26 protein-coding genes are annotated in these 25,809 nt (G+C 62.6%); 11 read left to right on the top strand and 15 right to left on the bottom strand.

Annotated elements, in window-relative coordinates:
* Window positions 1-52: 52 nt before the first annotated feature.
* A protein-coding gene (locus tag KW568_RS07325) for an IS3 family transposase (protein WP_098089532.1) occupies window positions 53-1,407 on the top strand; the annotation gives its coding sequence in 2 pieces (ribosomal slippage) (window positions 53-526 and window positions 529-1,407; 1,353 coding nt in all).
* A gap of 80 nt (window positions 1,408-1,487) precedes the next feature.
* On the opposite strand, the gene KW568_RS07320 is transcribed toward KW568_RS07325, so the two are convergent.
* The 3 genes from KW568_RS07320 to KW568_RS07310 are packed head-to-tail and all read right to left on the bottom strand — an operon-like array spanning window position 1,488 to window position 3,304.
* Window positions 1,488-2,009, bottom strand: coding sequence for a DUF2937 family protein (locus KW568_RS07320; protein ID WP_003254669.1), 522 nt, complete (start codon window positions 2,007-2,009; stop codon window positions 1,488-1,490).
* A 9-nt stretch (window positions 2,010-2,018) separates the two neighbouring features.
* Entirely contained in the window at window positions 2,019-2,792 is a 774-nt protein-coding gene (locus KW568_RS07315) for a class II glutamine amidotransferase (RefSeq protein ID WP_003254671.1), read from the bottom strand.
* Between the two features lie 14 nt (window positions 2,793-2,806).
* The gene (locus KW568_RS07310; RefSeq protein WP_003254673.1) at window positions 2,807-3,304 is read right to left on the bottom strand and encodes a hypothetical protein; all 498 of its coding nucleotides are present in this window, start codon (window positions 3,302-3,304) and stop codon (window positions 2,807-2,809) included.
* 179 nt (window positions 3,305-3,483) lie between these two features.
* On the opposite strand from KW568_RS07310, the gene KW568_RS07305 reads away from it, so the two are divergent.
* A complete protein-coding gene (locus tag KW568_RS07305) occupies window positions 3,484-5,526 on the top strand; it encodes a S9 family peptidase (RefSeq protein ID WP_004575891.1) in 2,043 nt (680 codons plus the stop codon).
* A 196-nt stretch (window positions 5,527-5,722) separates the two neighbouring features.
* Here KW568_RS07305 and KW568_RS07300 read toward each other — a convergent pair whose 3' ends face one another.
* Complete coding sequence (locus tag KW568_RS07300) at window positions 5,723-6,001, bottom strand: hypothetical protein (RefSeq protein WP_003254675.1); 279 nt, start codon at window positions 5,999-6,001, stop codon at window positions 5,723-5,725.
* A 132-nt stretch (window positions 6,002-6,133) separates the two neighbouring features.
* On the opposite strand from KW568_RS07300, the gene KW568_RS07295 reads away from it, so the two are divergent.
* Together KW568_RS07295 and KW568_RS07290 are read left to right on the top strand one after the other, a co-directional pair.
* Complete coding sequence (locus tag KW568_RS07295; protein WP_003254676.1) at window positions 6,134-6,505, top strand: YajD family HNH nuclease; 372 nt, start codon at window positions 6,134-6,136, stop codon at window positions 6,503-6,505.
* Between the two features lie 72 nt (window positions 6,506-6,577).
* Window positions 6,578-7,048: an RNA methyltransferase gene (locus KW568_RS07290; protein WP_003254677.1), complete on the top strand. Its 471-nt coding sequence runs from the start codon at window positions 6,578-6,580 to the stop codon at window positions 7,046-7,048.
* Between the two features lie 64 nt (window positions 7,049-7,112).
* Here KW568_RS07290 and KW568_RS07285 read toward each other — a convergent pair whose 3' ends face one another.
* From KW568_RS07285 to KW568_RS07275, 3 genes are read right to left on the bottom strand one after another with little or no spacing between them, the layout of a single operon-like run.
* Window positions 7,113-7,331 carry an aldehyde dehydrogenase family protein gene (locus KW568_RS07285; RefSeq protein ID WP_108078912.1) on the bottom strand — a complete coding sequence of 73 codons (219 nt, stop codon included), beginning with the start codon at window positions 7,329-7,331 and terminating at the stop codon, window positions 7,113-7,115.
* A gap of 2 nt (window positions 7,332-7,333) precedes the next feature.
* On the bottom strand, window positions 7,334-8,542 hold the full coding sequence (locus KW568_RS07280) for a hypothetical protein (protein WP_003254679.1): 1,209 nt from the start codon (window positions 8,540-8,542) through the stop codon (window positions 7,334-7,336).
* 41 nt (window positions 8,543-8,583) lie between these two features.
* Complete coding sequence (locus KW568_RS07275) at window positions 8,584-9,033, bottom strand: YcgN family cysteine cluster protein (RefSeq protein WP_004575890.1); 450 nt, start codon at window positions 9,031-9,033, stop codon at window positions 8,584-8,586.
* 145 nt (window positions 9,034-9,178) lie between these two features.
* Here KW568_RS07275 and KW568_RS07270 point away from each other — a divergent pair, with 145 nt between their 5' ends.
* Window positions 9,179-9,772 (top strand): nitroreductase family protein, encoded by a 594-nt coding sequence (locus tag KW568_RS07270; RefSeq protein WP_004575889.1) that lies wholly within the window; start codon window positions 9,179-9,181, stop codon window positions 9,770-9,772.
* A 112-nt stretch (window positions 9,773-9,884) separates the two neighbouring features.
* On the opposite strand, the gene KW568_RS07265 is transcribed toward KW568_RS07270, so the two are convergent.
* The 4 genes from KW568_RS07265 to KW568_RS07250 all read right to left on the bottom strand — a co-directional run bounded on the left by KW568_RS07265 (window position 9,885) and on the right by KW568_RS07250 (window position 14,070).
* Window positions 9,885-10,817, bottom strand: a complete 933-nt coding sequence (locus tag KW568_RS07265) for a D-2-hydroxyacid dehydrogenase (protein ID WP_004575888.1) — start codon at window positions 10,815-10,817, stop codon at window positions 9,885-9,887.
* 2 nt (window positions 10,818-10,819) lie between these two features.
* On the bottom strand, window positions 10,820-11,113 hold the full coding sequence (locus KW568_RS07260) for a YcgL domain-containing protein (protein WP_003254683.1): 294 nt from the start codon (window positions 11,111-11,113) through the stop codon (window positions 10,820-10,822).
* Entirely contained in the window at window positions 11,110-12,243 is a 1,134-nt protein-coding gene (gene rnd, locus KW568_RS07255; RefSeq protein WP_004575887.1) for a ribonuclease D, read from the bottom strand. The genes KW568_RS07260 and rnd overlap by 4 nt, the downstream gene beginning before the upstream one ends.
* 189 nt (window positions 12,244-12,432) lie before the next feature.
* Complete coding sequence (locus tag KW568_RS07250; RefSeq protein WP_004575886.1) at window positions 12,433-14,070, bottom strand: phosphoethanolamine transferase; 1,638 nt, start codon at window positions 14,068-14,070, stop codon at window positions 12,433-12,435.
* 252 nt (window positions 14,071-14,322) lie between these two features.
* Between KW568_RS07250 and KW568_RS07245 the strand changes: the two genes are divergently transcribed.
* On the top strand, window positions 14,323-14,559 hold the full coding sequence (locus tag KW568_RS07245; RefSeq protein ID WP_003254689.1) for a YdcH family protein: 237 nt from the start codon (window positions 14,323-14,325) through the stop codon (window positions 14,557-14,559).
* A gap of 566 nt (window positions 14,560-15,125) precedes the next feature.
* On the opposite strand, the gene KW568_RS07240 is transcribed toward KW568_RS07245, so the two are convergent.
* Window positions 15,126-16,307 (bottom strand): PLP-dependent aspartate aminotransferase family protein, encoded by a 1,182-nt coding sequence (locus tag KW568_RS07240; protein WP_004575722.1) that lies wholly within the window; start codon window positions 16,305-16,307, stop codon window positions 15,126-15,128.
* Between the two features lie 92 nt (window positions 16,308-16,399).
* Here KW568_RS07240 and KW568_RS07235 point away from each other — a divergent pair, with 92 nt between their 5' ends.
* Window positions 16,400-16,861: an Lrp/AsnC family transcriptional regulator gene (locus KW568_RS07235; protein ID WP_003254691.1), complete on the top strand. Its 462-nt coding sequence runs from the start codon at window positions 16,400-16,402 to the stop codon at window positions 16,859-16,861.
* Between the two features lie 109 nt (window positions 16,862-16,970).
* Here KW568_RS07235 and KW568_RS07230 read toward each other — a convergent pair whose 3' ends face one another.
* On the bottom strand, window positions 16,971-19,301 hold the full coding sequence (locus tag KW568_RS07230; protein WP_004575723.1) for an FdhF/YdeP family oxidoreductase: 2,331 nt from the start codon (window positions 19,299-19,301) through the stop codon (window positions 16,971-16,973).
* 222 nt (window positions 19,302-19,523) lie between these two features.
* Here KW568_RS07230 and moaA point away from each other — a divergent pair, with 222 nt between their 5' ends.
* Window positions 19,524-20,528, top strand: a complete 1,005-nt coding sequence (gene moaA, locus KW568_RS07225) for a GTP 3',8-cyclase MoaA (protein ID WP_003254695.1) — start codon at window positions 19,524-19,526, stop codon at window positions 20,526-20,528.
* A gap of 20 nt (window positions 20,529-20,548) precedes the next feature.
* Entirely contained in the window at window positions 20,549-21,448 is a 900-nt protein-coding gene (locus KW568_RS07220) for a bestrophin family protein (RefSeq protein ID WP_004575724.1), read from the top strand.
* 46 nt (window positions 21,449-21,494) lie between these two features.
* On the opposite strand, the gene moaB is transcribed toward KW568_RS07220, so the two are convergent.
* Window positions 21,495-22,013: a molybdenum cofactor biosynthesis protein B gene (gene moaB, locus KW568_RS07215; RefSeq protein WP_003254698.1), complete on the bottom strand. Its 519-nt coding sequence runs from the start codon at window positions 22,011-22,013 to the stop codon at window positions 21,495-21,497.
* A 141-nt stretch (window positions 22,014-22,154) separates the two neighbouring features.
* Here moaB and KW568_RS07210 point away from each other — a divergent pair, with 141 nt between their 5' ends.
* Window positions 22,155-23,042, top strand: coding sequence for a LysR family transcriptional regulator (locus tag KW568_RS07210; RefSeq protein WP_003254701.1), 888 nt, complete (start codon window positions 22,155-22,157; stop codon window positions 23,040-23,042).
* Here the strand turns inward: KW568_RS07210 and KW568_RS07205 are convergent.
* Window positions 23,030-23,812 carry an AraC family transcriptional regulator gene (locus KW568_RS07205; protein WP_003254703.1) on the bottom strand — a complete coding sequence of 261 codons (783 nt, stop codon included), beginning with the start codon at window positions 23,810-23,812 and terminating at the stop codon, window positions 23,030-23,032. The genes KW568_RS07210 and KW568_RS07205 overlap by 13 nt on opposite strands.
* A 377-nt stretch (window positions 23,813-24,189) precedes the next feature.
* On the opposite strand from KW568_RS07205, the gene KW568_RS07200 reads away from it, so the two are divergent.
* Window positions 24,190-25,803 carry an APC family permease gene (locus KW568_RS07200; protein WP_003254705.1) on the top strand — a complete coding sequence of 538 codons (1,614 nt, stop codon included), beginning with the start codon at window positions 24,190-24,192 and terminating at the stop codon, window positions 25,801-25,803.
* Window positions 25,804-25,809 lie beyond the last annotated feature (6 nt).

The following is a 25,809-nucleotide window of genomic DNA, read 5'->3' as shown; positions in this document are numbered from 1 at the left end:
ATCCTGGACTGCCCCCAAGAAGTTGGACACCAATCCAACCCTTGGGGGATCTATGGGTAAGTACACCGAGCAATTCAAGCTCACAGCGATCACAGCCTACCTGGATGGCAGCAACGGTTTCCGAAAGGTGGCTCAACACTTAGGTATCGATTTCAGCCTGCTTCGACGCTGGGTGGCCAGTTATCAGGCCAATAATGGCATTGGTCCAGGCTCGCATGGGCGGCGCTATACCAGTGATTTCAAACAGCAGGTGCTTAGCTATATGCACGAGCATCGGCTTTCGCTGCGCCAGACCGCTGCCCACTTTGGTCTTGGGCAGTCTTCTCAGATAGGCATTTGGCAGCGGCAGTACTACAGTGGCAGTCCTGCACCCTCTACTGCCATCAAGCCAAGAAAGCCAATCGACGTGTCGAAGAAGATCAAGCCTGCCAAACCCACCGATACCAATGATGATCAGAAGTCTCGAGATCAGCTGATGGCTGAACTTGAGTACCTGCGCATGGAGAATGCTGTCCTAAAGGAGCTCAAGGCTCTGCGCGAGGAAAAGGAACGAACACGCGGGAAAAAGTCCTGATCGTTTCCAAACTCAAGCGCAGGTTTCCTTTGCCTGACCTCCTTCAGTTGGTCGAGCTGGCGCGCAGCACCTTCTACTACCAGCTCAAAGCTCAGCAGAAGCCAGACCGGCATGCTGAGCTCAAGGCATTGGTGCATCGCGTCTATCACGAGCAGAAACGGCTTTATGGTTATCGCCGTATCGCACTCGTAATCAGGAAGGAAAAGCGGGTGAACAAGAAGGTCATTGAGCGGCTGATGGCTGAGCAGGGATTGAAATCAGTAGTGCGCCCCAAGAAATATCGCTCCTATCGAGGTACCGTCGGCAAAGTGGCAGCGAATGTACTGGAGCGAAATTTTGTCGCTCAACGCCCAAACCAAAAGTGGGTGACTGACGTAACCGAGTTCAAAGTAGCTCAACAGAAGCTCTATCTGTCGCCCGTGATGGATTTGTACAACGGCGAAATCGTGGCCTACGAAATGGCCAGTCGCCCGTGCTATAGCCTGGTTGGGAACATGCTTGGCAAAGCGCTCGATTGCCTGGGAGAGAAACCGAAGCTCGTGCTGCATTCGGATCAGGGATGGCATTACCAGCAGGCGCAATACCGCCGTAAGCTAAGCGAATGCGGGGTAAAGCAGAGCATGTCTCGAAAAGGCAATTGCCTGGACAACGCGGCCATGGAAAGCTTCTTCGGCACGCTCAAATCCGAGTTTTTCTACCTGAAGCGTTTCGAGAGCATTGATGAGCTGAGAGCGGGTCTGGATGAGTACATTCACTACTACAACCATGATCGCATCAAGCTGAGGCTCAATGGCCTGAGCCCTGTGGAGTACAGGGCTCAGGCTGCAGCTTAAAACTGTCCAACTTTTGGGGGGCAGTCCATCCTGTGGGAGCGGGCTTGCCCGCGAAAGGGCCGGTACAGGTACAGCAGAACTTAGCGCCAGCTCTCTTTCACCACCCTGCGCCGCCCGCCCAGGATCAGCCAGCCAATCCCCAGCAACAGGCTTTCGACCACAAAGGCCAGCACAAAACCGGCACCCACACCCCAGCCAATCGCCTCGGGCACCAGCAGAATCTGGTAGCTGTAGCCATTGAGGGTTTCTTCACGCAACTGCGGGTCGGCCTGTACCAGCACATGCCAGGTACGCTCAGCCCATGACCCTTGCAGCACCTGCCATTCGTTTTCCAGCAGTTCGTTGCGGATCATCAGGCTTTCGATGCTGTTGGCATCACTGTTGAACACCGGGTCGTCGCTGCTGCGGTAGTGCTGCAGCAGCGCCTGCAAGTCGCCCTTGAAAAAGCGCTCGGCCGTTTGCCGGAACCCATCGAGTGCCTCGCGCGATTCGAACAGGTGCGCCTCGACCCGCTGGCTGTAGTCCTTGACCAGCCCCGGGACCTGGATACCGGCCAGCAGGCCGAAGGTGAACAACAGCAATCGCAGGTAACTTCTGAACATGCAGCGTCCTTAGCTCTGGCCGTGCGCCACGCACTCGCCGTGCCGCCACAGGGCCCACTGACCCGGCGCGTAGCGGTGCCAGGTCTCGTTCTCGGTCAGGGCCTCGGTGGCAATCACCGTGACCACGTCGTTGGGGGTGGTTTCGGTATGAAAATCGACGATCAGGTCGACATCCTTCAACCGTGCGGCACCAAATGGCGCACGGCGGGTAATGTGCACCAGCTTGGTCGAGCAAAAGCAGAACAACCAGTCGCCGTCGCTGAGCATGCAGTTGAACACGCCCTGACCACGGTAGCCGGCACAGGCTTCGACCAACACTGGCAGCAGCTGCTCCACCGGCACCGGTTCGGGGAAAGCGCTGCGGATGCGGTTGAGCAGGTCGCAGAAGGCCGCTTCGCTGTCGGTGTCGCCCACTGGCCGGTAAAAACTGGCCAGGCCCTTGAAGTCACCCAGCTGGCCGTTGTGCGCGAAGCACCAGTTGCGGCCCCACATTTCCCGTACGAACGGGTGGGTGTTGGACAGGCAAACCCTGCCGACGTTGGCCTGACGGATATGACCGATCACCACTTCGCTTTTGATCGGGTAGCGCTGCACGAGGTTGGCCACTTCCGACTCGCTGCTCGCGGCCGGGTCCTGGAACAGGCGCAGGCCGCGGCCTTCGTAAAAGCCTATCCCCCAGCCGTCACGGTGCGGGCCGGTACGCCCGCCCCGCTGCATCAGGCCGGTGAAGCTGAAAACAATGTCGGTAGGGACGTTGGCACTCATGCCCAACAGTTCGCACATAGGCGTGTCTCCGTTTACAGACGAGGCTCGACCCGGCCTGCGCCACGCGTAGCGGCTGGCGGCAAGTCGTCACGGTAACGGTCGCTGCGCTCGGCAGCCAGCGGCGCCTGGGTGCCGAGCTGGTCATCCTCGGCCCGCTGACGCCTGGCGGCGGCTTCGGCCTGCTCACGGCGTGCGTGCGCGCGCTTTTCCAGCGGCCAGCGCAGCAGCACGAAGAGGAAGTACAGGCCGAAGGCGATCATGCCATACATGGCGAAGTCGGACACAGCGCGCCAGGCGTTGTTGCCGACCTTGAAAGCGACATCCAGCGCAGTGATGGCGATTGCAGGGGCGAAGCTGTCCTTGACCGGGTCGACGATGGTCGGGGTCAGCAGCAGCACCGCCAGCACCACCCGTAGCGGTTCGCGCAGCCAGCGCCACATCCAGCCGGTGAGCTTGAAGCCCACCAGCAGGCACCCTAAGGCGGCTACTGCGTACAAGCCCCAGGCGAAGGTGTAGTCGTTCTCGGTCATGGTGTTCGTGCAAGCCAGGCAAAGAGATGCCTATGATAAACACTTTTCCGGGCGCAGACAGTGTTTGCCTGTGCCGGCCTCTTCGCGGGTAAACCCGCTCCTGCCTCGGTGCGATCCCTGTAGGAGCGGGTTTACCCGCGAAGAGGCCGGCACAGGCAACCCCAATCAAGAGATCTTCAATGCCAGCCAAGCCCCAACCCCCGATTGCCCAAGCCGACCAGGCCACCGACCCGTATGCCTGGTTGCAACAGCGCGATACCCCCGAGGTACTCGCTTACCTGCACGCTGAAAACGCCTACCAGGAAGCCTGCCTGGCCGACCAGGCACCGTTGCGTGAGCAACTGTTCGAAGAGATCAAAGGCCGCATCCTGGAGACCGACCTCTCGTTGCCGGCGCCCTGGGGCCCCTACCTGTACTACACCCGCACCACCGCCGGCGACGAATACCCGCGTCACTACCGCTGCCCACGCCCGACCGACGACTCGAACACCGTCGATGAAAGCCAGGAGCAACTGCTGCTCGACCCCAACGTCCTGGCCAACGGCGGTTTCCTCTCCCTCGGCGCGTTCAACATCAGCCCCGACCACCGCCTGCTGGCCTATAGCCTCGACACCAGCGGCGACGAAATCTATACCCTGTACGTCAAAGACCTGGCCAGTGGCCGTGTCACTGCCCTGCCCTTCGACGACTGCGACGGTAGCCTGACCTGGGCCAACGACAGCCAGACGCTATTCTTCGCTGAGCTGGACGACACCCACCGCCCATGGCGCCTGCGTCGCCACACCTTGGGCACCGACGCCGCGCACACCGTGTTCGAAGAGCCAGACGGGCGTTTCTTCCTGCACTGTTACCGCACCAGTTCCGAGCGTCAGCTGGTGCTGCTGCTGAACAGCAAGACCACCAGCGAGGCCTGGGTGCTGGACGCCGAAACCCCGCAGGCGCCGTTCACCTGCCTGGCGCCGCGCGTCGAAGGCCACGAATACTTCCCCGACCACGGCCAACTCGACGGCCAGTGGCGCTGGTTCATCCGCACCAACCAGGATGGCATCAACTTCGCCCTGTACCACGCGCCAGTCGCACCAGTGCCAAGCCGCGAACAGTGGCAGGTGCTGGTGGCGCACCGCGACGCGGTCATGCTCGAAGGCCTCAGCCTGAACGCCGACGCCCTCACCCTGAGCCTGCGCGAAGGCGGCCTGCCGATCATCGAAGTACGCCCACAGGGCCTGCCGGCCTACCGCGTCGAACTGCCAGACGCCGCCTACAGCCTGTACGTGCAGGACAGCCTGGAATTTGCCAGCACTCGCATACGCTTGCGCTACGAAGCGCTCAACCGCCCGGCCCAGGTGCGCCAGCTGGCGTTGTCCACGGGCGCCCAGGTGGTGCTCAAGCAAACCCCGGTGCTCGGTGCATTCGATGCCGATGACTATGTCAGTGAGCGCCTGTGGGCAACCGCAGCGGACGGCACCCAGGTGCCGATCAGCCTGGTACGCCGCCGCCAGGACCTGGGCAAGACCGTGCCACTGTACCTGTACGGCTATGGTGCCTATGGCGAAAGCCTCGACCCCTGGTTCTCACATGCGCGCCTGAGCCTGCTGGAGCGCGGCGTGGCCTTTGCCATCGCCCATGTGCGAGGTGGTGGTGAACTGGGGGAGGCCTGGTACCGTGCCGGCAAGCAGGAGTACAAGCACAACACGTTCAGCGACTTCATCGCCTGCGCCGAGCACCTGATCAGCCAGGGCGTGACGGCCGCCGATCGCCTGGCCATCAGTGGTGGCAGCGCTGGCGGCCTGCTGATCGGCGCGGTGCTCAACCTGCGCCCGGAGCTGTTCCGCTGCGCCATTGCCGAAGTGCCCTTCGTCGACGTGCTCAACACCATGCTCGACCCGGAGCTGCCGCTGACCGTGACCGAGTACGACGAATGGGGCAACCCTGAGGAGCCGGAGGTGTATGAACGGATCAAGGCTTATGCGCCGTACGAGAACCTGAAAGCGCAGGCCTACCCGGCGATGCTGGTGGTGGCGGGCTACAACGACAGCCGCGTGCAGTATTGGGAGGCGGCCAAATGGGTAGCGAAGTTGCGCACGCTCAAGACCGACAGCAACCTGCTGCTGCTCAAGACCGAGATGGGGGCTGGGCATGGCGGGATGAGCGGGCGGTACCAGGGGTTGAAGGATGTGGCCCTGGAGTATGCGTTCGTGTTTGGCGAGCTGGGTATCCTTTGAGAGAGCGGGGGGCGCGTTGCGCCCCTTTCGCGACACAAGGCCGCTCCCACAGGACAGTGGACTGCACCCCAGATGTTGGACATCTGTCCATCTTCTGAGGTGCAGTCCACAGCGCGGAATCCAGTCCAACCTGCGGGAGCGGCCTTGTGTCGCGATGGGCTGCAAAGCAGCCCCAGACGCCCTCAGCTCCCGCCCGTCAATCATCCTCCACAACCGGCTTTGGCGGGTCCTGTCGCAACCCGGGCAATGGCTGATCCTTCGGCGGGCCGGGCACTGGCATCGGCGGCAACAAGGGCGCCCCCGGCTGGCTGTCATAAGCCTTGGGCGGCGTACTCGGGGTAATCTGCGGGTATGGCGTAGGCGTCGGCGTACCGGGCGCGCCGGGTACTGGCGGCGTGAGCCTGGGTGGCGTACTGGCAGCTTCTGCCAAGGGCAGGCCAGCCATCAACAGCGCGGCGAGGATCGCGTGAAACATCAGCAACCTCCTGTCGGGAACCTTTCTACAGGCTACGCCTAATTCAACGCTTTCGCCTGTCCGCCTGACCTGCAAGCGCGCTAGACTCAATGGCATAACCGTCACTTGCCTGATCAGAACAAAGGAAACACCATGAGCTCCACCTCTTCTGCCGCCGCCACCGCGCGCCTCGACCGCATCCTGGCCGATGCCAAGCGCGACAAGGAAATGGGCTACCGCGACAAGGCCCTGAGAATGTACCCGCACGTATGCGGCCGCTGCGCCCGCGAGTTCGCCGGCAAGCGCCTGAGCGAGCTGACCGTGCATCACCGTGACCACAACCACGACAACAATCCTCAGGACGGCTCCAACTGGGAGCTGCTGTGCCTGTACTGCCACGACAACGAGCACTCGCGCTACACCGACCAGCAGTACTTCAGCGAAGGCTCCACCAGCACCCCGAGCATTGCCAAGGCTACGCACAACCCGTTTGCCGGGCTGGCGGGCATGCTGAAGAAAGACTGACCATCGATTCGCCCCCCGCTGCTACCGGGCAGCCCGTATAATCGCGCTTTTTTTCGCGAAGGGCCCCGGTACGTGGCAAACAAACGATACAGCTGCATCGGCCTGTTCAACCCCAAGTCGGCAGAAAACGTCGGCTCTGTGATGCGCGCAGCGGGCTGCTATGGCGTCAATTCGGTGTTCTACACGGGCAAACGCTATGAACGCGCGCGTGACTTCGTCACCGACACCAAGCGCGTGCACTACGACATCCCGTTGATCGGCATCGACGACCTGCAGCGCATTATCCCGCTGGGCTGCACGCCAGTAGCGGTAGAACTGGTGGAGGGTGCGCGGCCATTGCCGGATTACACCCATCCGGACCGGGCCATTTACATCTTCGGGCCAGAGGATGGCTCGTTGAGCGAAGAGGTGCGGGGATGGTGTGAAGAGACTATCTACATCCCGACCGAGGGCTGCATGAACCTGGCAGCAACGGTGAATGTGGTGCTGTACGACCGCTTGGCCAAGGGGCTGAATACCCGCTCGGGGCCCAAGTTCAAATAAAAAGGCCGCCACTGCGGCGGCAGGACAGACCTGCCAACACAGGGCGACCGAGTGCTGAGCTCCGTCAGAACAGCACCGAAACCGGGCCGAACATTGCCTCGACAAACCATGGGTTGTCGCGATCAACGCTGCCGACGATGGTTGGCTGCACGCTCCCCAACCTCGGTTTCGCCCCGTGAACAATGCTGAGTTTCTGCTCGGCGGTGTATTCCAGGTACGACTTGATACGCTTGAAATGCGACTTGCAGACGATGCCGCCCTGCCGATTGTCAGGCGCAGGGATGCCTAGTGCAGCACCTTGCTCTGCAGCACATCGGAACGCCGCCCCAGCACGTTCTCGCTGATCTGCACAAAGTCTTCGGTACTGACGCTGGGCAGGCGCATCAGCCCCCGCACCACATCGTCCAACGAACGTTTGGCCTGGGTGTGAATGCGGATTTCCTTGTCCAGCGCCTGCAACAGCATCACGCCGCGGGCCACCTGGGCCGGGCTTGCGCGTTCACCCTTGAGCCGGTTGACCTTGGCGCCCTGCTTGCTCAGACGCGCCTGCCAGACCTGGTAACGGTCATCACTCATCCCGCCCGAGCGGCGTAGCAACTCGTTGGCGTAATAATCGGTCAGGCTCTCTACCAGCCAGTCACTGCCGTCACGCCCGTGAATCTGCGCGAACAGTTGCACCAATTCGCGCAGCAACGGGCTATTGCCGTTTTCGCTGACCATGGGCCGGGCACTGTTCAGGTACAACGAGCCCTGCGCAGCCATAGCCCCTCGCCACATGCCGTCACGCGCCCCGACCAACAGCAGCTTGGGCGGGTTACGCGGGAACACAGCTTGTAGTTGTGGCCAGACGAATGTGAGCAAGGTCAGGCTGTCCATGCGCCGCATGCCCTGCCCCACCGGCGCGGCCACGGTCACTTCGGTCTCGCCCAGGCGAGCGCGGCGGCTGCCCAGGTCGCCGGCAAGCATCCAGCCGGTCGGGCGATCGAACAGGCGCGACACGTTGTCGATGCGAAACTTCCCCTTGCCGATACGCGGCCAGGACGTTTCGATGCTCTTCCAGCCCTCGGGCAGGTCGAAAGCCAGGCGCGCCACCAGCTCGGTACCATCCTGCTGGTCAAGGCGCGCAGGGGGTATCAGCTGGTCGCCGAGGAACAGTGCCCAGTGTGGGGTGATGCGTGATGAATAGGCGCCGCTGGCAAGCTTCTGGTCCAGCTGCACACGGTAGCTGAGGCTGGTCTTGCCGGCCGCTGGCTGCCAGATACCACGCTGCCCCTTCAGCTGCCATTGCCCATCGGCCTGGAAGCCGCTGTAGGCCCCAGCCTTGCCCAGGTCGAAGTCCAGGCTGCGCACGGCGCTGCCTTCGGCCAATGTCACGCGGACCTCGGCCTGGCCGCTGGCAGGCAGCAAGCGCACCTGGTAGTGGAGGTCGACCTTCTTCGCCCAGGCCGGCGAACTGGCCATCAGGCCCAACAGCAACAACAGCTGGCAACGCATACAGAAACTCCTTGTTTCCCCGAGGCAGCGGGCCGCGCCGGTCAGCTGGCGCGAAAGATCAGGTGGTCTTCCCAGTCGTCTTCGTGCACATCGTGTTCACTGAGCATACGCCCCGACTGGGAAATGCGCTGTTCATGAACCTGTTGCCGGTCGCCACAGACCAGGTGATGCCAAGCCGGCAAGTCCTTGCCCTCACTGACCAGACGGTAACCGCAGGTACTCGGCAGCCACTTGAACTGGTCGGCCTTGCCCGGGGTCAGCTGGATGCAGTCTGGCACGTGGGCGAAGCGGTTGGGGTAGTCGCTGCACTGGCACGTATCCAGGTCCAGCAATTTGCAGGCGATGCGCGTGTAATAGACGCTGTTGTCGTCTTCGTCCTCGAGCTTTTGCAGGCAGCACAGGCCGCAGCCATCGCACAGCGACTCCCACTCTTGCTGGCTGAGTTGTTCGAGGGTCTTGCGCCGCCAGAACGGCGCGTTTTCAGCGATCATCACACAGGGTTCCTGCCTTCATCTTGGGGGCCACGGCGCGCGGCGGCGCCAGTCTAGAGCCTGGGCTTCGGCAAAGCCAGACCGCTTGTCAGTCGCGACGGCACGCAGTAGCGTGCGCTTTTCCCGTCCGTTTGCAGGAGCCGCCATGAGCGCCAACCCCCGCATTGCCGATTACGCCATCAACGAGCAGTTCATCAACCGCTGGTCACCACGCGCCTTCACCGCCGAGCCGATCAGCGAAGAAACCCTGCTGAGCTTCCTCGAGGCCGCCCGCTGGGCACCGTCGGCCTATAATTCGCAGCCTTGGCGCTTCCTTTATGCCCGCCGCGACACGCCTAACTGGGAGCGTTACCTGAGCCTGCTGGTGCCATTCAATCGCAGCTGGGCGCAACAAGCGTCGGCGCTGGTGCTGGTCATTTCGAAGACTACCTTCGCGGCCCCGGGCACTACGGAAGAAAAACCGGCGCTGTGGCACACCTTCGACACGGGCTCTGCCTGGGGGCACCTGGCCCTGCAGGCCAGCATCAGCGGCTGGCATACCCATGGCATGGCCGGCTTCGATCAGGACCTGGCACGTCAGGAACTGAAGATTCCCGAAGGTTACGCACTGCATGCCATGGTGGCGATCGGCAAGCTGGGGGACAAGGCCAGCCTGGATGAAGCCCTGCAGGCGCGTGAAGTGCCGAGCCCGCGCAAGCCGCTGAGCGAGCTGGCTGCTGAAGGCGATTTCAGCCTGTAAGGTTTGTGTTGGCCGTGCTGGCCTCTTCGCGGGCAAGCCCGCTCCTACGGGGATATCACCACCCTGTGCTGGAGGGGTTTACCCGCGAAGAGGCCGGTACGGGCCACAGCAATCAGTAGCCCCGGGCGAAATCGACTTCGCCACGCAACCCCTGCCCCGCCGCATACGCTCGCACATTCTCCGCAAACAAGCGCACCATCGCCGCCGGCGAGGTGGGCGCCGAGCTGTGCCCGGTCAGCAGCAAGCCCCAGGCGGTCCAGAACGGGTGTTGCTTGGGCAGCGGCTCCTGGCGGCACACATCGATCACCGCACCGGCCAGATGGCCCTCCTTCAACGCCTCGACCAGGTCGGCATCGACCACCGCCACACCACGTCCGGCATTGATGAACAAGGCCGAGGGCTGGAAGCACTTGAACAGCGCTGCGTCATACAGGTCATGAGTCGCCGGGGTATCCGGCAGCAGGTTCAGCACGTAGTCGACCTGGCCAACCAAGCGCGGCAGGTCGGCCAGCGCCGCCACCTCGACGAACGGTGCCTGCTCACGGGCGCTGCTGGCAACGCCGTACAGCGCCACACCAAACGGCTGCAGGAACTCGGCCACACGCTGACCAATGTCGCCAACACCCACAATGAGGACCTTGCGCCCTTCCAGGCTGCGCCCCGGGCGGTCATCCCACCGCCGCTCGACCTGGCTGACCAGGCGCGACAGCACCTCACGCTCATGGCCTAGCATATAGGTGAGCATGTACTCGGCCATCACCTGCCCGAAGATGCCTACTGCGCGGCTCAGGCGGTAATCACGCGGCAGGCCGTCGGCCAGCAACGGCGTGATACCGGCCCATGTCGACTGTATCCAGCCAGGCTTGTGGCCTTGGCGCAGCAGACTGGCCAGCAAGTCCGGCTGGCCCAGCCACACCGGGCACTGCGGTGCCTGGCGGGCCAGTTCGGCAGAGTCGCCGCTGGTCAACACTTCCACTTCTGGCGCGGCGGCGCGCAAAAGCCCGGCGTATCGAGCATGGTCATGCTCAGCGATCAGTACACGCATGGTCAGACGGGGTCGTTTCGGCGCAGCAGCTCTTCGGGCAGGTGCTCGATGTACTCATCTTCCAGCGGCGGCATCTGCAGGTGGTAGCCTTGGCTTTCGAGGTTCTCCAGCACCTTGGTGATGTCCTCGCGGGCCAGCTTGCGCTCAGGGCTGAGCACCAGGTCGAAAGCGTGCACGGGGGTGCCGAAGAACGGCAGCAGGCCTTCAGGCACGCGCTCCAGGCCGTCAGCCTTGAGTACGTACAGGTACATTTCGTTCTTGCGTGGGCTCTTGTAGATCGAGCAAATACGTTTCATCGGGTTTCTCCGGCACCTGCCAGGTTGTCCAGCAGGGCCTGGCCCATGCGCTCACGGCGCCAGCCGCGCAGCGAATCGGGCAGTTGATAAGGGCCATTGGGGTATCCGCTCTTGAGCAGCGCCTCCAGGGCTTTCTTGCGCAGCATCAACTCGGGCGCAATCCCCAGGCGCTCGCCTTCGGCCTGGCCGATGGCACGCAGCTGCTTGAGAAGGCCCGCAGCCTCGATCGGCAGCGGCTCGGGCAAGGGCGCCGGCCATTGCTCGGCAGGCAGGCTGGCGGCGCGCTTGATCAGCTGGATGAGGCACTCGCCGTCCTGACGAATGGTGCGTGGGTGCATCTCGTCGATCTTGGCCAGAGCCGACAGGTTGTTCGGCTGGCTTTTGGCCATGGGCCACAGCGAGTGCTCCTTGAGGATACGATTACGCGGCACATCGCGGTTGCGCGCTTCGCGCTCGCGCCAGGCGCACAGCTCACGTAGCACTGCCAGTTGTTGAGGCGCCAGCTTCCAGGCCAGCTTGACGTCGCGGTACAGGCTTTCAGGCTCGACTTCACGGCGCAACGCAGCCACCAGCTCGGCGCCGTCTTCCAGCACCCAGGCATACTTGTCGTCACTCAGCCGCGGGCGCAGCACGGTGAACAGCTCGGCCAGGTGCACGGCATCTTCGGCAGCGTAGCTGACCTGGGTTTCCGAGAGCGGGCGTTGCAGCCAGTCGGAGCGGGTTTCGCCTTTGGGCAATTCGATGCCCAGCACTTCCTGCACCAGCCGCGAATAGCCCATGGAGAAGCCCAGGTTCAGGTAACCGGCGGCCAGCTGAGTGTCGAACAGCGGCTGAGGCAGCTTGCCGGTCAGGCGCAGCAGCACTTCAAGGTCTTCGCTGCAGGCGTGCAGCACCTTGACCACACCGCTGTCTTCCAGCAGGTCGGCCAAGGGTTGCCAGTTGCCGATCAGCAGCGGGTCGATCAGAAAGGCGCGTTGGCCGTCGCCGATCTGAATCAGCCCGGCTTTCGGGTAGAAGGTGTCGACCCGCATGAATTCGGTGTCGACGGCGACGAAGGGCAGCAGGTGCCAGTCGCGGCAGTGTTCGGCCAGGCTCTGGTCGTCACGGATCCAGTGAATTTCGATGGCCACAAGGCTCTCCCACTAACATTGGCGCGCAGTATATACGGCGCGGGCACTGCGGGTGAAACTGTCCCGCTTTTCGGGGGCAGTCCACCCTGTGGGAGCGGGCGCACCCGCGAATGAAGGCAACACGGTGTATGGCCCGGGCTTGCCCGCTCCCACAGGGATCGCCCAAGCTTGCATGAAACGCGACTGGCTTCAGCGCTTGGCCGCCAGCCAGGGCCGGCAACTGGCGAACATGTCCAGCGACTGTTGGTAGAGCTCGGTATGCACCTGCAACAGGCCAAGCATCGAGTGGAACAGGTTGTCCTGGGACAGCGGGGCATCGCTGAGCCGTGCCAGGCAGTCGGTATCGACGCCGAAGTCCTCCTTGTAGCTGTCGGAGAACCAGGTCAGCAGCGGCACGTGCTTCTGCGGCTCGGGAGCGATGGCGTAGGGCGTGCCGTGCAGGAACAGGTTGTACTCGCCCAGCGACTCGCCGTGGTCGGACAGGTAGATCATCGCCGTGTCGACCTTGTCTTGTTTGCTGCGCAGGGTATCGATCAGCGAGGCCAGCACCTTGTCGGTATAGGCCAGGGTGTTGTCGTATCCGTTGATGATTTGCTCCTTGCTGCACTGGTTCAACGCGTTGCTCTGGCACACCGGTGTGAAGCGCTCGCCATCACTGGGGTAGCGCTTGAAGTACTCGGGGCCGTGGCTGCCCATCTGGTGCAGCACCAGCACGGTGTCCTTGTCGAGGTTGTCGATCAACGCGTCCAGGCCTTGCAGCAGGATCTGGTCATGGCATTCGCCATCGGCGCACAGCTGCGTGTCCTTGAGGTTGCTGACGTCGATGAACTGCACGCGATCGCAGGTGCCTTTGCAGCCCGACTGGTTGTCACGCCACTGCACGGCCAGACCGGCACGCTGCAGGATGTCCAACAGCCCTTCACGGTTCTTCGCTACGCGGGCATCGTAGTCCCTGCGCTTCATGCCCGAGAACATGCAAGGCACCGAAACCGCCGTTTCCGTACCACACGAGTGCACGTCGGAAAACGCCAGCAGGCCCTGCTCCTTGGCAAGATTGGGCGTGGTATCGCGGTCATAGCCCAGCACGCCGAAATGGTCTGCCCGGGCACTTTCCCCGACCACCAGCACGGTCAGCGACTTGCGCTCATGTTTTTGCCAGGCCGCATCACGCTTGGCATCTTCGCCATAATGCTGGAACGGGCGCGAGGCCGTACCGACACGCTCGCCGACATAACCAATGGAGGCCCCGACGATATTGCTGGGGGTGAGCATCAGGCGCAATTCATGGTGATTGCGAAACAGCGACGACAGCCCTTGATAATTGACCAACGCTACCGAGCCAATGGTCACCACACAGGCACCACTGACCAGCAACTTGCCCAGCAGCTCGCGGTGCCACGGGCGGTAGGCGATTTGCGCCTTCCACAGCAGCACCGATGGCAGCACACCCAGCAGCAGGATATACGCGGCAAACTTGAACGACATCAAGTCGCGCACTTCCGCAACATTGGTCTCGGCCATATTGCGGAACATGGCGGCGTCAATAAGTACGCCGTACTGGTTCATGAAGTAAGCCACGCCCGCGCCACTCATGAACAACACGATAAGTACCGGCTTCAATACATACCGGAAAGCAAATAACGTGAGTATGAGATTGAAGGCGAAGAGCATCAGCACAGCAAACGCCAGACTCAGCCACAACCCCGACAGGCCGGCAGGAACCGCCGCTTGCAGGTGCTCCCAGAGGAACATGTTGAAGCCGATCAGCAGGTAAAGACTGGCCAGCAGCGTGACCCATTCAGTCCGCAGGGATTTGAAGTTGAGCATCAGCGTTCGCAATCAAGAGTGATTATCACCCCCAGGCCAAATGGCACTGTGGGAAAGTTGGGCGAACTCTAGAAAGCACGTCATCAATTTTTCGTGAAAAACTCGGTAACAATTTCGTGAGGGCGCGTCTTTTACCAATTATCTCTAAACCATTCAGCTGCCATTCAGCCTGAACCGCCGTCACAAGCCTGCGCAAAGACAGCTATCCTCAATGGTCAGGACCTTACCGACAACCCTGACAGAGGTGAAGAAATGCCAGTTCCGCACGATCTGCTCGCTGACCTGCACGTTACCGCTGATGCATTCCAGGCACTCATAGAGAAGGATCAGGACCTGCACAAACTGCACAAGGAGTACAACGCCAAGGACAAGGAGGTGGTAGCCGCCGAAGGCAACGGCACCAACGACGAGGCCGTCAACCGCCTGCGCAAGGAAAGGTTGCTGATCAAGGACAAGATCGAACGGATCATTCATCCGCCCAAATCCTGACAGGCATTTATTGAATCCACCGGCCTCTTCGCGGGCAAGCCCGCTCCTACACCGATGTGCAGACCGTCGTAGGAGCGGGTTCACCCGCGAAAGGGCCGGGCCTGCTGGCCAGTATCCCTGGCCGTTCACCGTTGCCGTCGCTACCGTATTCGCGGGTACCCCCCCTACGCGCAGACCGTCGTAGAAACAGGTTCACCCGCGAAAGGGCCGGGCCTGCTGACCAATGTCCCTGGCCACTCACCGTTGCCGTCGCCTCCGTATTCGCGGGTAAACCCGCTCCTACGCCAATGTGCAGACCGTCGTAGGAGCGGGTTCACCCGCGAAAGAGCCGGGCCTGCTGCCCAGTATCCCTGGCCGTTCACCGTTGCCGCCGCTACCGTATTCGCGGGTAAACCCGCTCCTACGCCAATGTGCAGACCGTCGTAGGAGCGGGTTTACCCGCGAAAGGGCCGGGCCTGCTGGCCAATACCCCTGGCCGTTCACCGTTGCCGTCGCCTCCGTATTCGCGGGTAAACCCGCTCCTACCACCTGCAGGAGCGGGCGAGCCCGCGAAGAGGCTTGCAGCCCTACACAGCAACCAGCGCTTTCAACGCCCCATCCAGGTCCTCGACCAGGTCACGGTAATCCTCGATACCTACCGACAACCGCAGCAGGTTCTCGCTGATCCCCATCACCCCTTTCTGTTCTGGGCTCAGCGAGCAGTGCGACATGCTCCAGGAATGGTTGATCATGCTTTCCACCCCACCCAGCGAGTCGGCCAGGACAAAGATCTGCAGCGCCTCCACCAGGCGGTTGAGCGCGGCGCGGTCGCCTTTCACTTTCATCGCCACCACCGCCCCGCCACTGCGCATCTGGCGTTTGCACAGCTCATACTGAGGGTGGCTTTCCAGCCCTGGGTAATACACCTGCTCGACCTGCGCGTGACCTTCCAGGAAGCGCGCCACCTGCAGGGCATTGGCACACTGGCGCTCCATGCGCACATCCAGGGTCTTCAGACCGCGCAGGGCCAGGTAGCAGTCGAACGGCCCCTGCACCGCCCCTATCGCCATGCTGATACGGCGCAGGCGCGCCAGCAACGCATCATTGGCCGCCACCACCACACCGCCGGTGAGGTCGGAGTGGCCACCGATGTACTTGCTGGCCGAGTGCATCACCAGGTCCACGCCCAGGGTGATCGGGCGCTGGTTCCACGGCGAGCAGAAGGTGTTGTCGATGCAGGTGAGGATGCCCTTGGCCTTGGCCAGGTCGCACACCGCCTTGATGTCGACCAGGTGCAGCAACGGGTTGGTCGGCGACTCGATCCAGATCAGCTGGGTTTCCGGCTTGATCGCAGCCGCTACGGCTTCAAGGTCGTTGAGATCGACATAGGTGGTGGTCAGCCCCGAGGTGCGGCTGCGGTAATCTTCCATGATGCGGAACGTGCCACCGTACACGCCGTTCATCACCACCACGTGGGCATCCTTGGGCAGCAGCTCAAGCACGGTTGCGGTGGCATTGACCCCCGAGGCGCAGGCCACAGCGCCCACGCCTTCTTCCAAGGCAGCGACACAGGTTTCGTAGGCATGCCGGGTGGGGTTGCCGACGCGGCTGTAGGAATATTCCGGCTTATCGTCCAGGCTGCGCTTGGTGAACGAACTGGCGGTGACGATGGCCGGAAAAATGGCGTTATCGGCAACGCTGAACTGCTCGCCGGCGTGAATGGTACGGGTGGCGAAATTGCGCGGCTTGTCGGACATGGTCAGGCCCATTGGCAGAATGAAAGCTGCAACTATCGCACAACCCAAATCATCTGGCCTTGGGGTAATCTGTGAAATATTTTTCTGCACGGCCAGCGCGCGATATGGACAGTTTCGACCAGCACATTCTTACCCTGCTACAGCGTGATGCCTCGATCTCGCTGAAGGACCTGGCCGAGGCCGTCAACCTGTCCACCACACCGTGCTGGAAGCGGGTCAAGCGCCTGGAGGAAGACGGCTACATCCTAGGCCGCGTCGCCCTGCTGGACCCCGAACGGCTAGGCTTGGGGCTCACCGTGTTCGTCCAGCTCAAGACCCAGCGTCACGACAGCGCATGGCTGGAGCAGTTTGCTGCGACGGTGACCGGGTTCGAGGAAGTGATGGAGTGCTACCGCATGTCCGGGGACTGGGACTACATGCTGCGGGTGGTGGTGGGTGATATTGCGGCGTATGACCGGTTCTACAAAAAGCTGATTACCCGTACCGATGGGTTGTCGAACATCACGTCCAGTTTTGCCATGGAGCAGATGAAGTACACCACGGCTTACCCGGTGCATCGCGCCTGACCGGTGCTGGACTCTTCGCGGGCAACCTCACAGGATCACCTCAACCTCAAGCGCTGTGGGGTCCCGTAGGAGCGGGTTCACCCGCGAAGAGGCCAGCACAGGCACCCCATCAATCCGAGGCCAACACCGCCGCAATGCGGTTCCCCGCCTTGGCCTTTTCGACCTTGATCGCCACGAATTTCGAGGTCGGGGTATAGGTCCCCTCACCATAACTTTCCAGCGGTACCAACGGGTTGGTTTCCGGGTAATACGCCGCCGCCTGCCCCTCAGGCACGTCATACGCCACCAGGCGGAACCCGGACACCCGCCGCTCCACGCCATCCTCCCACAACGACACAAGGTCTACCTGCTCACCCGGTTCGAAGCCCAGGCGACGGATGTCCGCCTCATTGACGAACACCACTTCACGCAGGCCGAACACCCCACGGTAACGGTCGTCCAGGCCATACAGGGTGGTGTTGTACTGGTCGTGCGAACGCAGGGTCTGCAAAATCAGGTCGGGCTTGTCACCACGGGCCAGTACCTTGGCGTTGACCAGTTCCTCGGGCAGCGCGTGGGGCATGAAGCGGGCCTTGCCCGTGGCCGTGCGGAAGTTGCGATCGGCGGCATTGTTGCCAAGGTGGAACCCGCCGGGGCTGTTCAAGCGTTCATTGAAACCGGTAAAGCCCGGAATCACGTCAGCGATCATGTCGCGAATGCGGTTGTAATCGGCCACCGCGTGCTCCCAGTCGATCGGCTGGTTGCCCAGCGTGGCCTTGGCCATGCCGGCAATGATCCACGGTTCCGAGCGCATATGCGGCGAGCGCGGGCGCAACTGGCCGTTGGAGATGTGCACCATGCTGAAGGTGTCCTCCACGGTCACGCCTTGCGGCCCTTCGGCCTGCAGGTCGATTTCGGTACGACCCAGGCACGGCAGGATCAGCGCATCGCGGCCGGTGACCAGGTGCGAGCGGTTGAGCTTGGTGGAAATCTGCACGGTCAACGCGCAGTTCTGCAGCGCCGCGTGGGTGCGCGCGGTGTCCGGGGTGGCTTGGGCAAAGTTGCCGCCCAGGCCGATGAACACCTTGGCCCGCCCCTCTTCCATAGCCTTGATCGCCAACACTGCGTTGTGCCCATGGGTACGCGGCACACTGAACTGGAAACGTTGTTCGATGGCATCGAGTAGCGCCGCCGACGGCTTCTCGTCAATGCCCATGGTACGGTCACCCTGCACGTTGCTGTGGCCACGCACCGGCGACAGGCCTGCGCCGGGTTTGCCGACGTTGCCGCGCAGCAGCTGCAGGTTGACGATTTCCTGCACGGTCGGCACCGAATGGCGGTGCTGTGTGACGCCCATGGCCCAGCACATGATGACCCGCTCGGCCTTGCGGTACATGCGGGCGGCCAGCTCGATCTCGGCCAGGGTCAAGCCCGATTGTTTGACGATGTGCTCCCAGGACGTGGCGTCCACCGCCGCCAGGTAATCGTCGACGCCGCTGGTGTGCTCGGCGATGAAGGCATGGTCGAACACCGCCGGCTCGCCCTTGGCCTGTGCCTCGCGCTCCCATTGCAACAAGTACTTGGCAATACCGCGCATTGCCGCCATGTCCCCACCCAAGGCCGGGCGGAAGTAGGCGCTGGAGGTCGGCTCGGAGCCGTTGCTGAGCATTTCGAACGGGTGCTGCGGGTGCTGGAAGCGCTCAAGGCCACGCTCTTTCAGCGGGTTGAAGCAGACGACCTGAGCGCCACGCTTGACCGCTTCGCGCAGGGGTTCGAGCATGCGCGGGTGGTTGGTGCCGGGGTTCTGCCCGATGACGAATATCGCGTCGGCCAGCTCCAGATCGTGGAACACCACGGTGCCCTTGCCCACCCCGAGGGTTTCCGACATGCCCGCGCCGCTGGCTTCGTGGCACATGTTCGAGCAATCCGGGAAGTTGTTGGTGCCGTAGGCACGCACGAACAGTTGGTAAAGGAACGCCGCTTCGTTGCTGGCCCGGCCCGAGGTATAGAATTCGGCCTCATCCGGCGACTGCAGCGCACGCAGGTGCCTGGCGACCAGCTCGAAGGCCTCCTGCCAGGTGGTTTCGACATAGTGGTCGGTGGCGGCGTCGTAACGCATCGGGTGGGTGAGGCGGCCCTGGTATTCAAGCCAGTAGTCGGTCTGTTCCTTCAGCGCGCTGACGCTGTATTTGGCGAAGAAAGCCGGGTCGACCGAGCGGCCGGTGGCTTCCCAGTTGACCGCCTTGGCGCCGTTTTCGCAGAACTTGACCATGTCGCTTTCCGGCGACTCGCCCCAGGCACAGCCGGGGCAGTCGAAACCGCCGTTCTGGTTGGTCTTGAGCATGGCCCGCAGGTTCTTGAAGGCGTTGTCGCTGCCCAGCCAGCTCTTGGTCACGCTTTTGAGCGCCCCCCAGCCGGCAGCGGCGCCCTTGTAGTCCCTGATGTGTTCGTCCTGGCTCATGCGATGAATCCTCACGCTTCGATGCTTTTTTCCAGCCTATGGAGCGTGGGAAGGAGCGTCCAATCGAAAGATCTTACGGCGTGATAAGCGGTTTCGATCATGGCTGCCAGAGGCTGTCCCAGGCGATAGAGGCCATCGATCAACCGGTCAGGCAAAGCAATTTGACGGCCTTGCGGCCAGGTTATAGCTTGGAGTCATGTCCCAACCCATTCGAGTGCGAACGTGGAACAGAACAGCCGGGCCCTGATCGACGGCTTCAACCGGAAAATCGACTACCTGCGGATGTCGGTCACCGACCGCTGTGACTTCCGTTGCGTGTACTGCATGGCCGAAGACATGCAGTTTCTGCCGCGCCAGCAAATCCTCAGCCTCGAAGAACTGTTCCAGGTGGCCGAACGCTTCGTCGCGCTGGGCACCCGAAAGATCCGCCTGACGGGTGGCGAGCCACTGGTACGCCAGGGCATCGTCGACCTGTGCGGGCGCATCGCCGCCCTGCCCGGCCTGCGCGAGCTGTGCCTGACCAGCAACGGCTCGCAACTCGGGCGCCTGGCTCAGCCGCTGTTCGACGCCGGGGTGACACGCCTGAACATCAGCCTGGATAGCCTGGATGCCGACCGTTTCAAGCAGCTGACCCGCACCGGCGACCTAGCCCAGGTAATCGCCGGCATCGACGCCGCACGCCAGGCCGGTTTCAAGCGCACCAAGCTCAACTGCGTGGTACTCAAAGGCCGCAACGACCATGAACTGGTCGATCTGGTGCGCTTTGCCATCGAACGCGAGCTGGACATCACCTTCATCGAGGAAATGCCGCTGGGGGTAATAAGCGAGCATGAACGTGGCGAATCGTTCTGCTCCAGCGATGAAGTACGGGCACGCCTGGCCGAGCAGTTCACGCTGGTCGAATCGACCGAGTCGTCCATGGGGCCGGCCCGCTACTGGCGCCTGGCCGAAGCCGCGAACACCCGGGTCGGCTTCATTTCCCCGCACAGCCACAACTTCTGCGCCACCTGCAACCGCGTGCGCCTTACCGTCGAAGGCCGCCTGCTGCTGTGCCTGGGCAACGAACACTCGGTAGACCTCAAGCACGTGCTGCGCGCCCACCCTGGCAACCCCGAACGCCTGGAAAAGGCCATTCGCGACTCGCTGCACCTCAAGCCCTATCGCCATCACTTCGAAGTCGGTGGCGATGTGCAGATCCTGCGCTTCATGAACATGACCGGCGGCTGAGCAGCCGTCTTTGGATTTCCATGATCGTCCCCCCCTCCACCGATGTGTTGCGCGTGTTGTTCACCCTCAAGGGGTCGATCGTCAAACGCATTGCCTTGCGTTGCCTGATGGTGACACTGCTGGCCGCGCTGATCGTGCTGGTCGAGCGGCATTTCCCGACGTATTTCTACCCGGTCAGCGCCACGCCATTCACCTTGCTGGGCCTGTCGCTGTCGATCTTCATGAGCTTTCGCAACAATGCGTGCTACGACCGTTGGTGGGAGGGGCGCAAGGCCTGGGGCAAACTGATTATCGAAACCCGCTCGTTCGTGCGGGAAAGCGTGGTGATTGCCGACGAAACACTGCGCACCGAACTGCTGCGCAACCTGTGTGGTTTCGCCCATGCACTCAATGCCCGGCTGCGTAATGAGGACGAACGAGTAGCTGCCAGGCCGTGGCTGGCCAGGGCCGATGCGATCAGCCCGCACAATGTGTGCGACGGCATCCTGCGTGAAATCGGCGAACACTGTTCACGGTTGGCCGCACAGCAACAGATCAGCGAATGGCGCTACAACCTGCTGGAGCAGCGCCTGGTGGGCCTGACCGAAGTGCAGGCCACCTGTGAGCGGATCAAGGGCACTCCCTTGCCGTTCCCCTACACGCTGCTGCTGCACCGTACCATCTACATTTTCTGCCTGCTGCTGCCGTTTGCCCTGGCCGAGCCACTGGGCTGGCTGGCACCGCTGTTCACCACCATCGTGGGGTACACGTTCTTCGGGCTGGATGCGATCGGCAACGAGCTGGAAGACCCGTTCGGGCGCGATGAGAACGATCTGCCGACCGATGCCATGGTGCGGACTGTGGAGCGCGATGTGCTGGCCGGGCTGGGGGAACAGCAGCTACCTCCCGCCTTGTTGCCGGTGGGGTATGTGTTGAGCTGACCGTGGGTGGTTGCCTGTTCTGGCCTCTTCGCGGGTAAACCCGCTCCTACATCGGCAACAGGTGTTTGACGAAGTTGCAGGGCCGGTGCCGTGCATCCAGCTGCTCGGCCAGAATCCCTTCCCAGGCGGTGCGGCAGGCCCCGGTCGAGCCCGGCAGGCAGCACACCAACGTGCGGTTGGACAACCCGGCCAACGCCCGGCTCTGCACGGTCGAGCTGCCAATATCGAGAATCGACAATGCCCGGAACAACTCGCCAAACCCATCGATACGCTTGTCCAGCAGGCACTCGACCGCTTCGGGTGTGCTGTCGCGCCCGGTAAAGCCGGTACCGCCGGTGATCAGCACCACCTGCACCTGTTCATCGGCAATCCAGCTGGCCACCTGAGCGCGGATCTTGTACAGGTCGTCCTTGAGCAGCGCTCGCGCCACCAGCCGGTGACCGACCTCGACCGAGCGGTTGGCCAGCAGCGCGCCGGAAGTATCGTTGTCGTAGGTACGGGTGTCGCTGACAGTCAGCACGGCGATGTTCAGCGGTACGAAGACCGCATCAAGTTGGACGCGCACGGTGAAGCTCCTTGAAGGGCATTTTCACCACGCTAGAGGCATACCCCCAGAGGCGTCCAATCGATATGACGTACCGGCCGATCAATGACATCTATCGCAGACGTGGGTTAAGGTCTGCATAACCAGACGCCAGGCACTTCCATGGACATCAAGCAGCTCAAGTTCCTCATCGCCCTCGACCAGACCCGCCACTTCGGCCAGGCGGCGGCGCTGTGCCATATCACCCAACCGACGCTGTCCATGCGCCTGCGCAACCTGGAAGACGAACTGGACCTGGTGCTGGTCAAGCGGGGCCAGCGCTTCGAAGGTTTCACCGAGGCCGGCGAGCGCATCCTGGCCTGGGCCCGTACCCTGCTCGCCGCCCATGACGGCCTGCAGGCCGAGGCTGCCAGTTGCCGTGGCCAGGTGGTCGGCAGCCTGCGCCTGGGCACGGTGCCGCTGGCCAGTTTCAACCCCATGCACCTGCTGCTGCCCCTGCGCGAAAAATACCCCGAACTGCACTTTCAGCTCAGCTCGCTGAGTTCGGAACAGGTCATCGACGGCCTCAGCCGCAACCAGCTCGACCTGGGTATCTGCTACCTGGACCAGGTCAACACCAGCTTCTTCGAAGTGATCGAACTCGGCACCACCACCATGGGCCTGCTGCACGATACACGGCACTTCCAGTTTGCCAGCGACCGGCTGCGCTGGGATGAGCTCGGTGATATTCCGCTGGGGCTGTTGAGCAAAGGCATGCACTACCGCCAGTCGCTGGACCTGAGCTTCCGCAGCCGTGGTCTGGAGCCCAATGCGGTGCTTGAGAGCGACTCGAGCTTCCAGCTTATCCAGGCCATCAACACCGGCATATGTTGCGCGATCATGCCACTGGACTGCGGCCTGGAAGACCTCAGCGAGCACCTGCGCATCGTACCGGTGGCCGACGCCGCCATCCACAGCCCGGTCGGCCTGCTGCTGCGCCGCAGCGAGCCGCGCTCGGCGATTGCCGAGCAATGCTTTGCCGAGGCCCGGGGGTTGTTTCAGGCCACCTGATCGGCGGTAGCCTGGCGATACTGGCGTGGCGTAAAGCCGGTCAGTTGCTTGAACTGGCGGCTGAAAGCGCTGTGGTCAGTGTAGCCGCAGCGCATCGCCACTTCAGTGATCGGCAGCTCCGAATGCAGCAGGCGATGGGCATGCTCCAGGCGCGCCTTGTGGATCATCTGCCGGGGCGTGAGGTGGAACACCCGCTTGCAATAGCGCTCCAGCTGGGCCACGGAGATACCGGCGATGCGGGTTAGCTCGCCCATGCTGATCGGCTGGTGAAAATGCTGGCGAATGTGCTCGTCCACTGCGGCCAGGCGTTGATAGGCGGGGTGGCTGTCGGCGGCTGACTGCAAGTCGACCGAGATGCCGACCAGGCCGATGATCTCGCCCGCCTGGTTGTACAGCGGGCGCTTGTGGGTCAGGCACCAGCCGGGTTCACGGCTGCCGTACAGGTGCAGCTCCAGTTGGTCCTCCAGCACCATCCCTTCCTTGAGCACCCGGCGGTCCTGCTCGGTGTACCCAGGGCCCAGCTGTGCCGGGAACACTTCGGCGCTGGTCTTGCCCAGCAGCGGTTGCAAGCGCTTGAGGCCGCAGCGCTGGACCAAGGTGTTGTTGGCCAGCACGTAGCGGGCGGCCGGGTCCTTGATGAAGATTGCGGCGTTGGGGATGGCGTCGAGCATCGGCAGCAACAGCGATACGCCGGCGAGCAGGGCCTCGAGGGTGGCGGGGCGGTGCTGGTCGAGAGACTGGTAGAGGGTTGCCAGGGGGGCGTCGGTCATCTGTCGGTTCTCTGCTGGCTGGGCCGGCCTCTTCGCGGGTGAACCCGCTCATACAGGGCCCCCACAGATTTCGAATCCTGTGCGGTGCCTGTGGGAGCGGGTTCACCCGCGAAAGGGCCGGCACTAGCACTGCATCTCTCAAACCCTTATCCGGTATGGCTTTGAGCCTATCCCCCCGCTTTGCGCCTTACCACTGTTTTTCTGCAACTGTGCCGATTTCGTCATCCCCCTTGCAGAAAACCATCAAGAACCGCCGCCCCGACCGGTTCACTCTATGCCCCACGCAAGCCGCCCAAGTCCTACAAGAGCGCGGCCCAAAAAGCCGCATCTCGTGACATCAGACCTGCCTATCCAATAACCAACAAAAAGGCGAACCCATGTCAGGCAAATTCAAAAAACAGTTATCACTGCTGGACCTCACCTTCATCGGCCTAGGGGCCATTTTCGGCTCCGGCTGGCTGTTCGCCGCCAGCCACGTGTCGGCCATCGCCGGCCCGGCCGGCATCCTCTCCTGGTTTCTCGGCGGGTTCGCCGTACTGCTGCTGGGTATCGTCTACTGCGAGCTGGGCGCCGCCCTGCCACGTGCCGGCGGCGTGGTGCGCTACCCGGTTTACTCGCACGGCCCACTGCTCGGCTACCTGATGGGTTTCATCACCCTGATCGCCTTTTCCAGCCTGATCGCCATCGAAGTGGTCGCCTCACGCCAATACGCCGCCGCCTGGTTCCCCGGGCTAACCAAGGCCGGCTCCAGCGACCCAACCGTGCTCGGCTGGCTGGTGCAGTTCGCCCTGTTGGGGCTGTTCTTCTTCCTCAACTACCGCAGCGTGAAAACCTTCGCCAAGGCCAACAACCTGGTCAGCGTGTTCAAGTTCATCGTGCCGCTGCTGGTGATCGGCGTGCTGTTCACCTTCTTCAAGCCAGAAAACTTCGAGGTCCAGGGCTTTGCCCCGTTCGGCCTGTCCGGGGTGGAAATGGCCGTATCCGCCGGCGGCATCATCTTCGCCTACCTCGGCCTGACGCCGATCATTTCGGTGGCCAGCGAGGTCAAGAACCCGCAGCGCACCATCCCGATTGCGCTGATTCTTTCGGTGTTGCTGTCCACCGCGATCTACGCTTTGCTGCAACTGGCCTTCCTCGGCAGCGTGCCGACCGAAATGTTGGCCAACGGCTGGGCCAGCGTGACCAAGGAACTGGCCCTGCCCTACCGTGACATCGCCCTGGCGCTGGGTGTGGGCTGGCTGGCCTACCTGGTGGTGGCCGACGCAGTGATCTCGCCAAGCGGCTGCGGCAACATCTACATGAACGCCACCCCGCGCGTGATCTATGGCTGGGCGCAGACCGGCACCTTCTTCAAGTACTTCACCCGCATCGATGCAGAGTCCGGCATCCCGCGCCCGGCCCTGTGGCTGACATTTGGCCTGTCGGTGTTCTGGACCCTGCCCTTCCCATCGTGGGAAGCGCTGATCAACGTGGTGTCCGCCGCTCTGGTACTGAGCTACGCCGTAGCGCCGGTCAGCGTCGCCGCCCTGCGCCGCAATGCACCACACATGCCGCGCCCGTTCCGGGTCAAGGGCATGGCTGTGCTCGGCCCGCTGTCGTTCATCATCGCCGCGCTGATCGTGTACTGGTCGGGCTGGAACACCGTGTCGTGGCTGCTGGCCCTGCAGATCGTGATGTTCGTGCTGTACCTGCTGTGCAGCCGTTTCGTACCCACCCAGCACCTGTCGCTGGCCCAGCAAGTTCGCTCGTCGGCGTGGCTGATCGGCTTCTACGCGGTGACCATCCTGCTGTCGTGGCTGGGCAGCTTCGGCGGCCTGGGCGTCATCGGCCACCCATTCGACACCGTAGTCGTGGCGGCCTGCGCGCTGGGCATCTACTACTGGGGCGCGGCCACTGGCGTGCCTGCCCACCTGGTGCACCTGGAAGGCGAGGACGAAAGCGAAGCCTGCGCTGAAACCTATACCGGCCGCCCTGCTGCCGTCGCTTCCTGATCTTTT

Origin of the sequence: Pseudomonas sp. HD6515 (genome assembly GCF_024971855.1) — a bacterium.
Classification (GTDB): Bacteria; Pseudomonadota; Gammaproteobacteria; order Pseudomonadales; family Pseudomonadaceae; genus Aquipseudomonas; species Aquipseudomonas alloputida.
This window is presented reverse-complemented; position numbering and strand designations above follow the sequence as displayed.

Bases quoted from the DNA above. Each gene is read 5' to 3' on its own strand.
- KW568_RS07230 (WP_004575723.1), bottom strand. From the start codon at position 19,301: ATGAGCCAGGACGAACACATCAGGGACTACAAGGGCGCCGCTGCCGGC.
- KW568_RS07235 (WP_003254691.1), top strand. From the start codon at position 16,400: ATGGACAGTTTCGACCAGCACATTCTTACCCTGCTACAGCGTGATGCC.
- KW568_RS07245 (WP_003254689.1), top strand. From the start codon at position 14,323: ATGCCAGTTCCGCACGATCTGCTCGCTGACCTGCACGTTACCGCTGAT.
- KW568_RS07240 (WP_004575722.1), bottom strand. From the start codon at position 16,307: ATGGGCCTGACCATGTCCGACAAGCCGCGCAATTTCGCCACCCGTACC.
- KW568_RS07275 (WP_004575890.1), bottom strand. From the start codon at position 9,033: ATGATCGCTGAAAACGCGCCGTTCTGGCGGCGCAAGACCCTCGAACAA.
- KW568_RS07305 (WP_004575891.1), top strand. From the start codon at position 3,484: ATGCCAGCCAAGCCCCAACCCCCGATTGCCCAAGCCGACCAGGCCACC.
- KW568_RS07310 (WP_003254673.1), bottom strand. From the start codon at position 3,304: ATGACCGAGAACGACTACACCTTCGCCTGGGGCTTGTACGCAGTAGCC.
- KW568_RS07205 (WP_003254703.1), bottom strand. From the start codon at position 23,812: ATGACCGACGCCCCCCTGGCAACCCTCTACCAGTCTCTCGACCAGCAC.
- KW568_RS07270 (WP_004575889.1), top strand. From the start codon at position 9,179: ATGAGCGCCAACCCCCGCATTGCCGATTACGCCATCAACGAGCAGTTC.
- KW568_RS07260 (WP_003254683.1), bottom strand. From the start codon at position 11,113: ATGAAACGTATTTGCTCGATCTACAAGAGCCCACGCAAGAACGAAATG.
- KW568_RS07200 (WP_003254705.1), top strand. From the start codon at position 24,190: ATGTCAGGCAAATTCAAAAAACAGTTATCACTGCTGGACCTCACCTTC.
- KW568_RS07315 (WP_003254671.1), bottom strand. From the start codon at position 2,792: ATGTGCGAACTGTTGGGCATGAGTGCCAACGTCCCTACCGACATTGTT.
- KW568_RS07295 (WP_003254676.1), top strand. From the start codon at position 6,134: ATGAGCTCCACCTCTTCTGCCGCCGCCACCGCGCGCCTCGACCGCATC.
- KW568_RS07250 (WP_004575886.1), bottom strand. From the start codon at position 14,070: ATGCTCAACTTCAAATCCCTGCGGACTGAATGGGTCACGCTGCTGGCC.
- KW568_RS07320 (WP_003254669.1), bottom strand. From the start codon at position 2,009: ATGTTCAGAAGTTACCTGCGATTGCTGTTGTTCACCTTCGGCCTGCTG.
- KW568_RS07300 (WP_003254675.1), bottom strand. From the start codon at position 6,001: ATGTTTCACGCGATCCTCGCCGCGCTGTTGATGGCTGGCCTGCCCTTG.
- KW568_RS07210 (WP_003254701.1), top strand. From the start codon at position 22,155: ATGGACATCAAGCAGCTCAAGTTCCTCATCGCCCTCGACCAGACCCGC.
- KW568_RS07265 (WP_004575888.1), bottom strand. From the start codon at position 10,817: ATGCGTGTACTGATCGCTGAGCATGACCATGCTCGATACGCCGGGCTT.
- KW568_RS07220 (WP_004575724.1), top strand. From the start codon at position 20,549: ATGATCGTCCCCCCCTCCACCGATGTGTTGCGCGTGTTGTTCACCCTC.
- KW568_RS07280 (WP_003254679.1), bottom strand. From the start codon at position 8,542: ATGCGTTGCCAGCTGTTGTTGCTGTTGGGCCTGATGGCCAGTTCGCCG.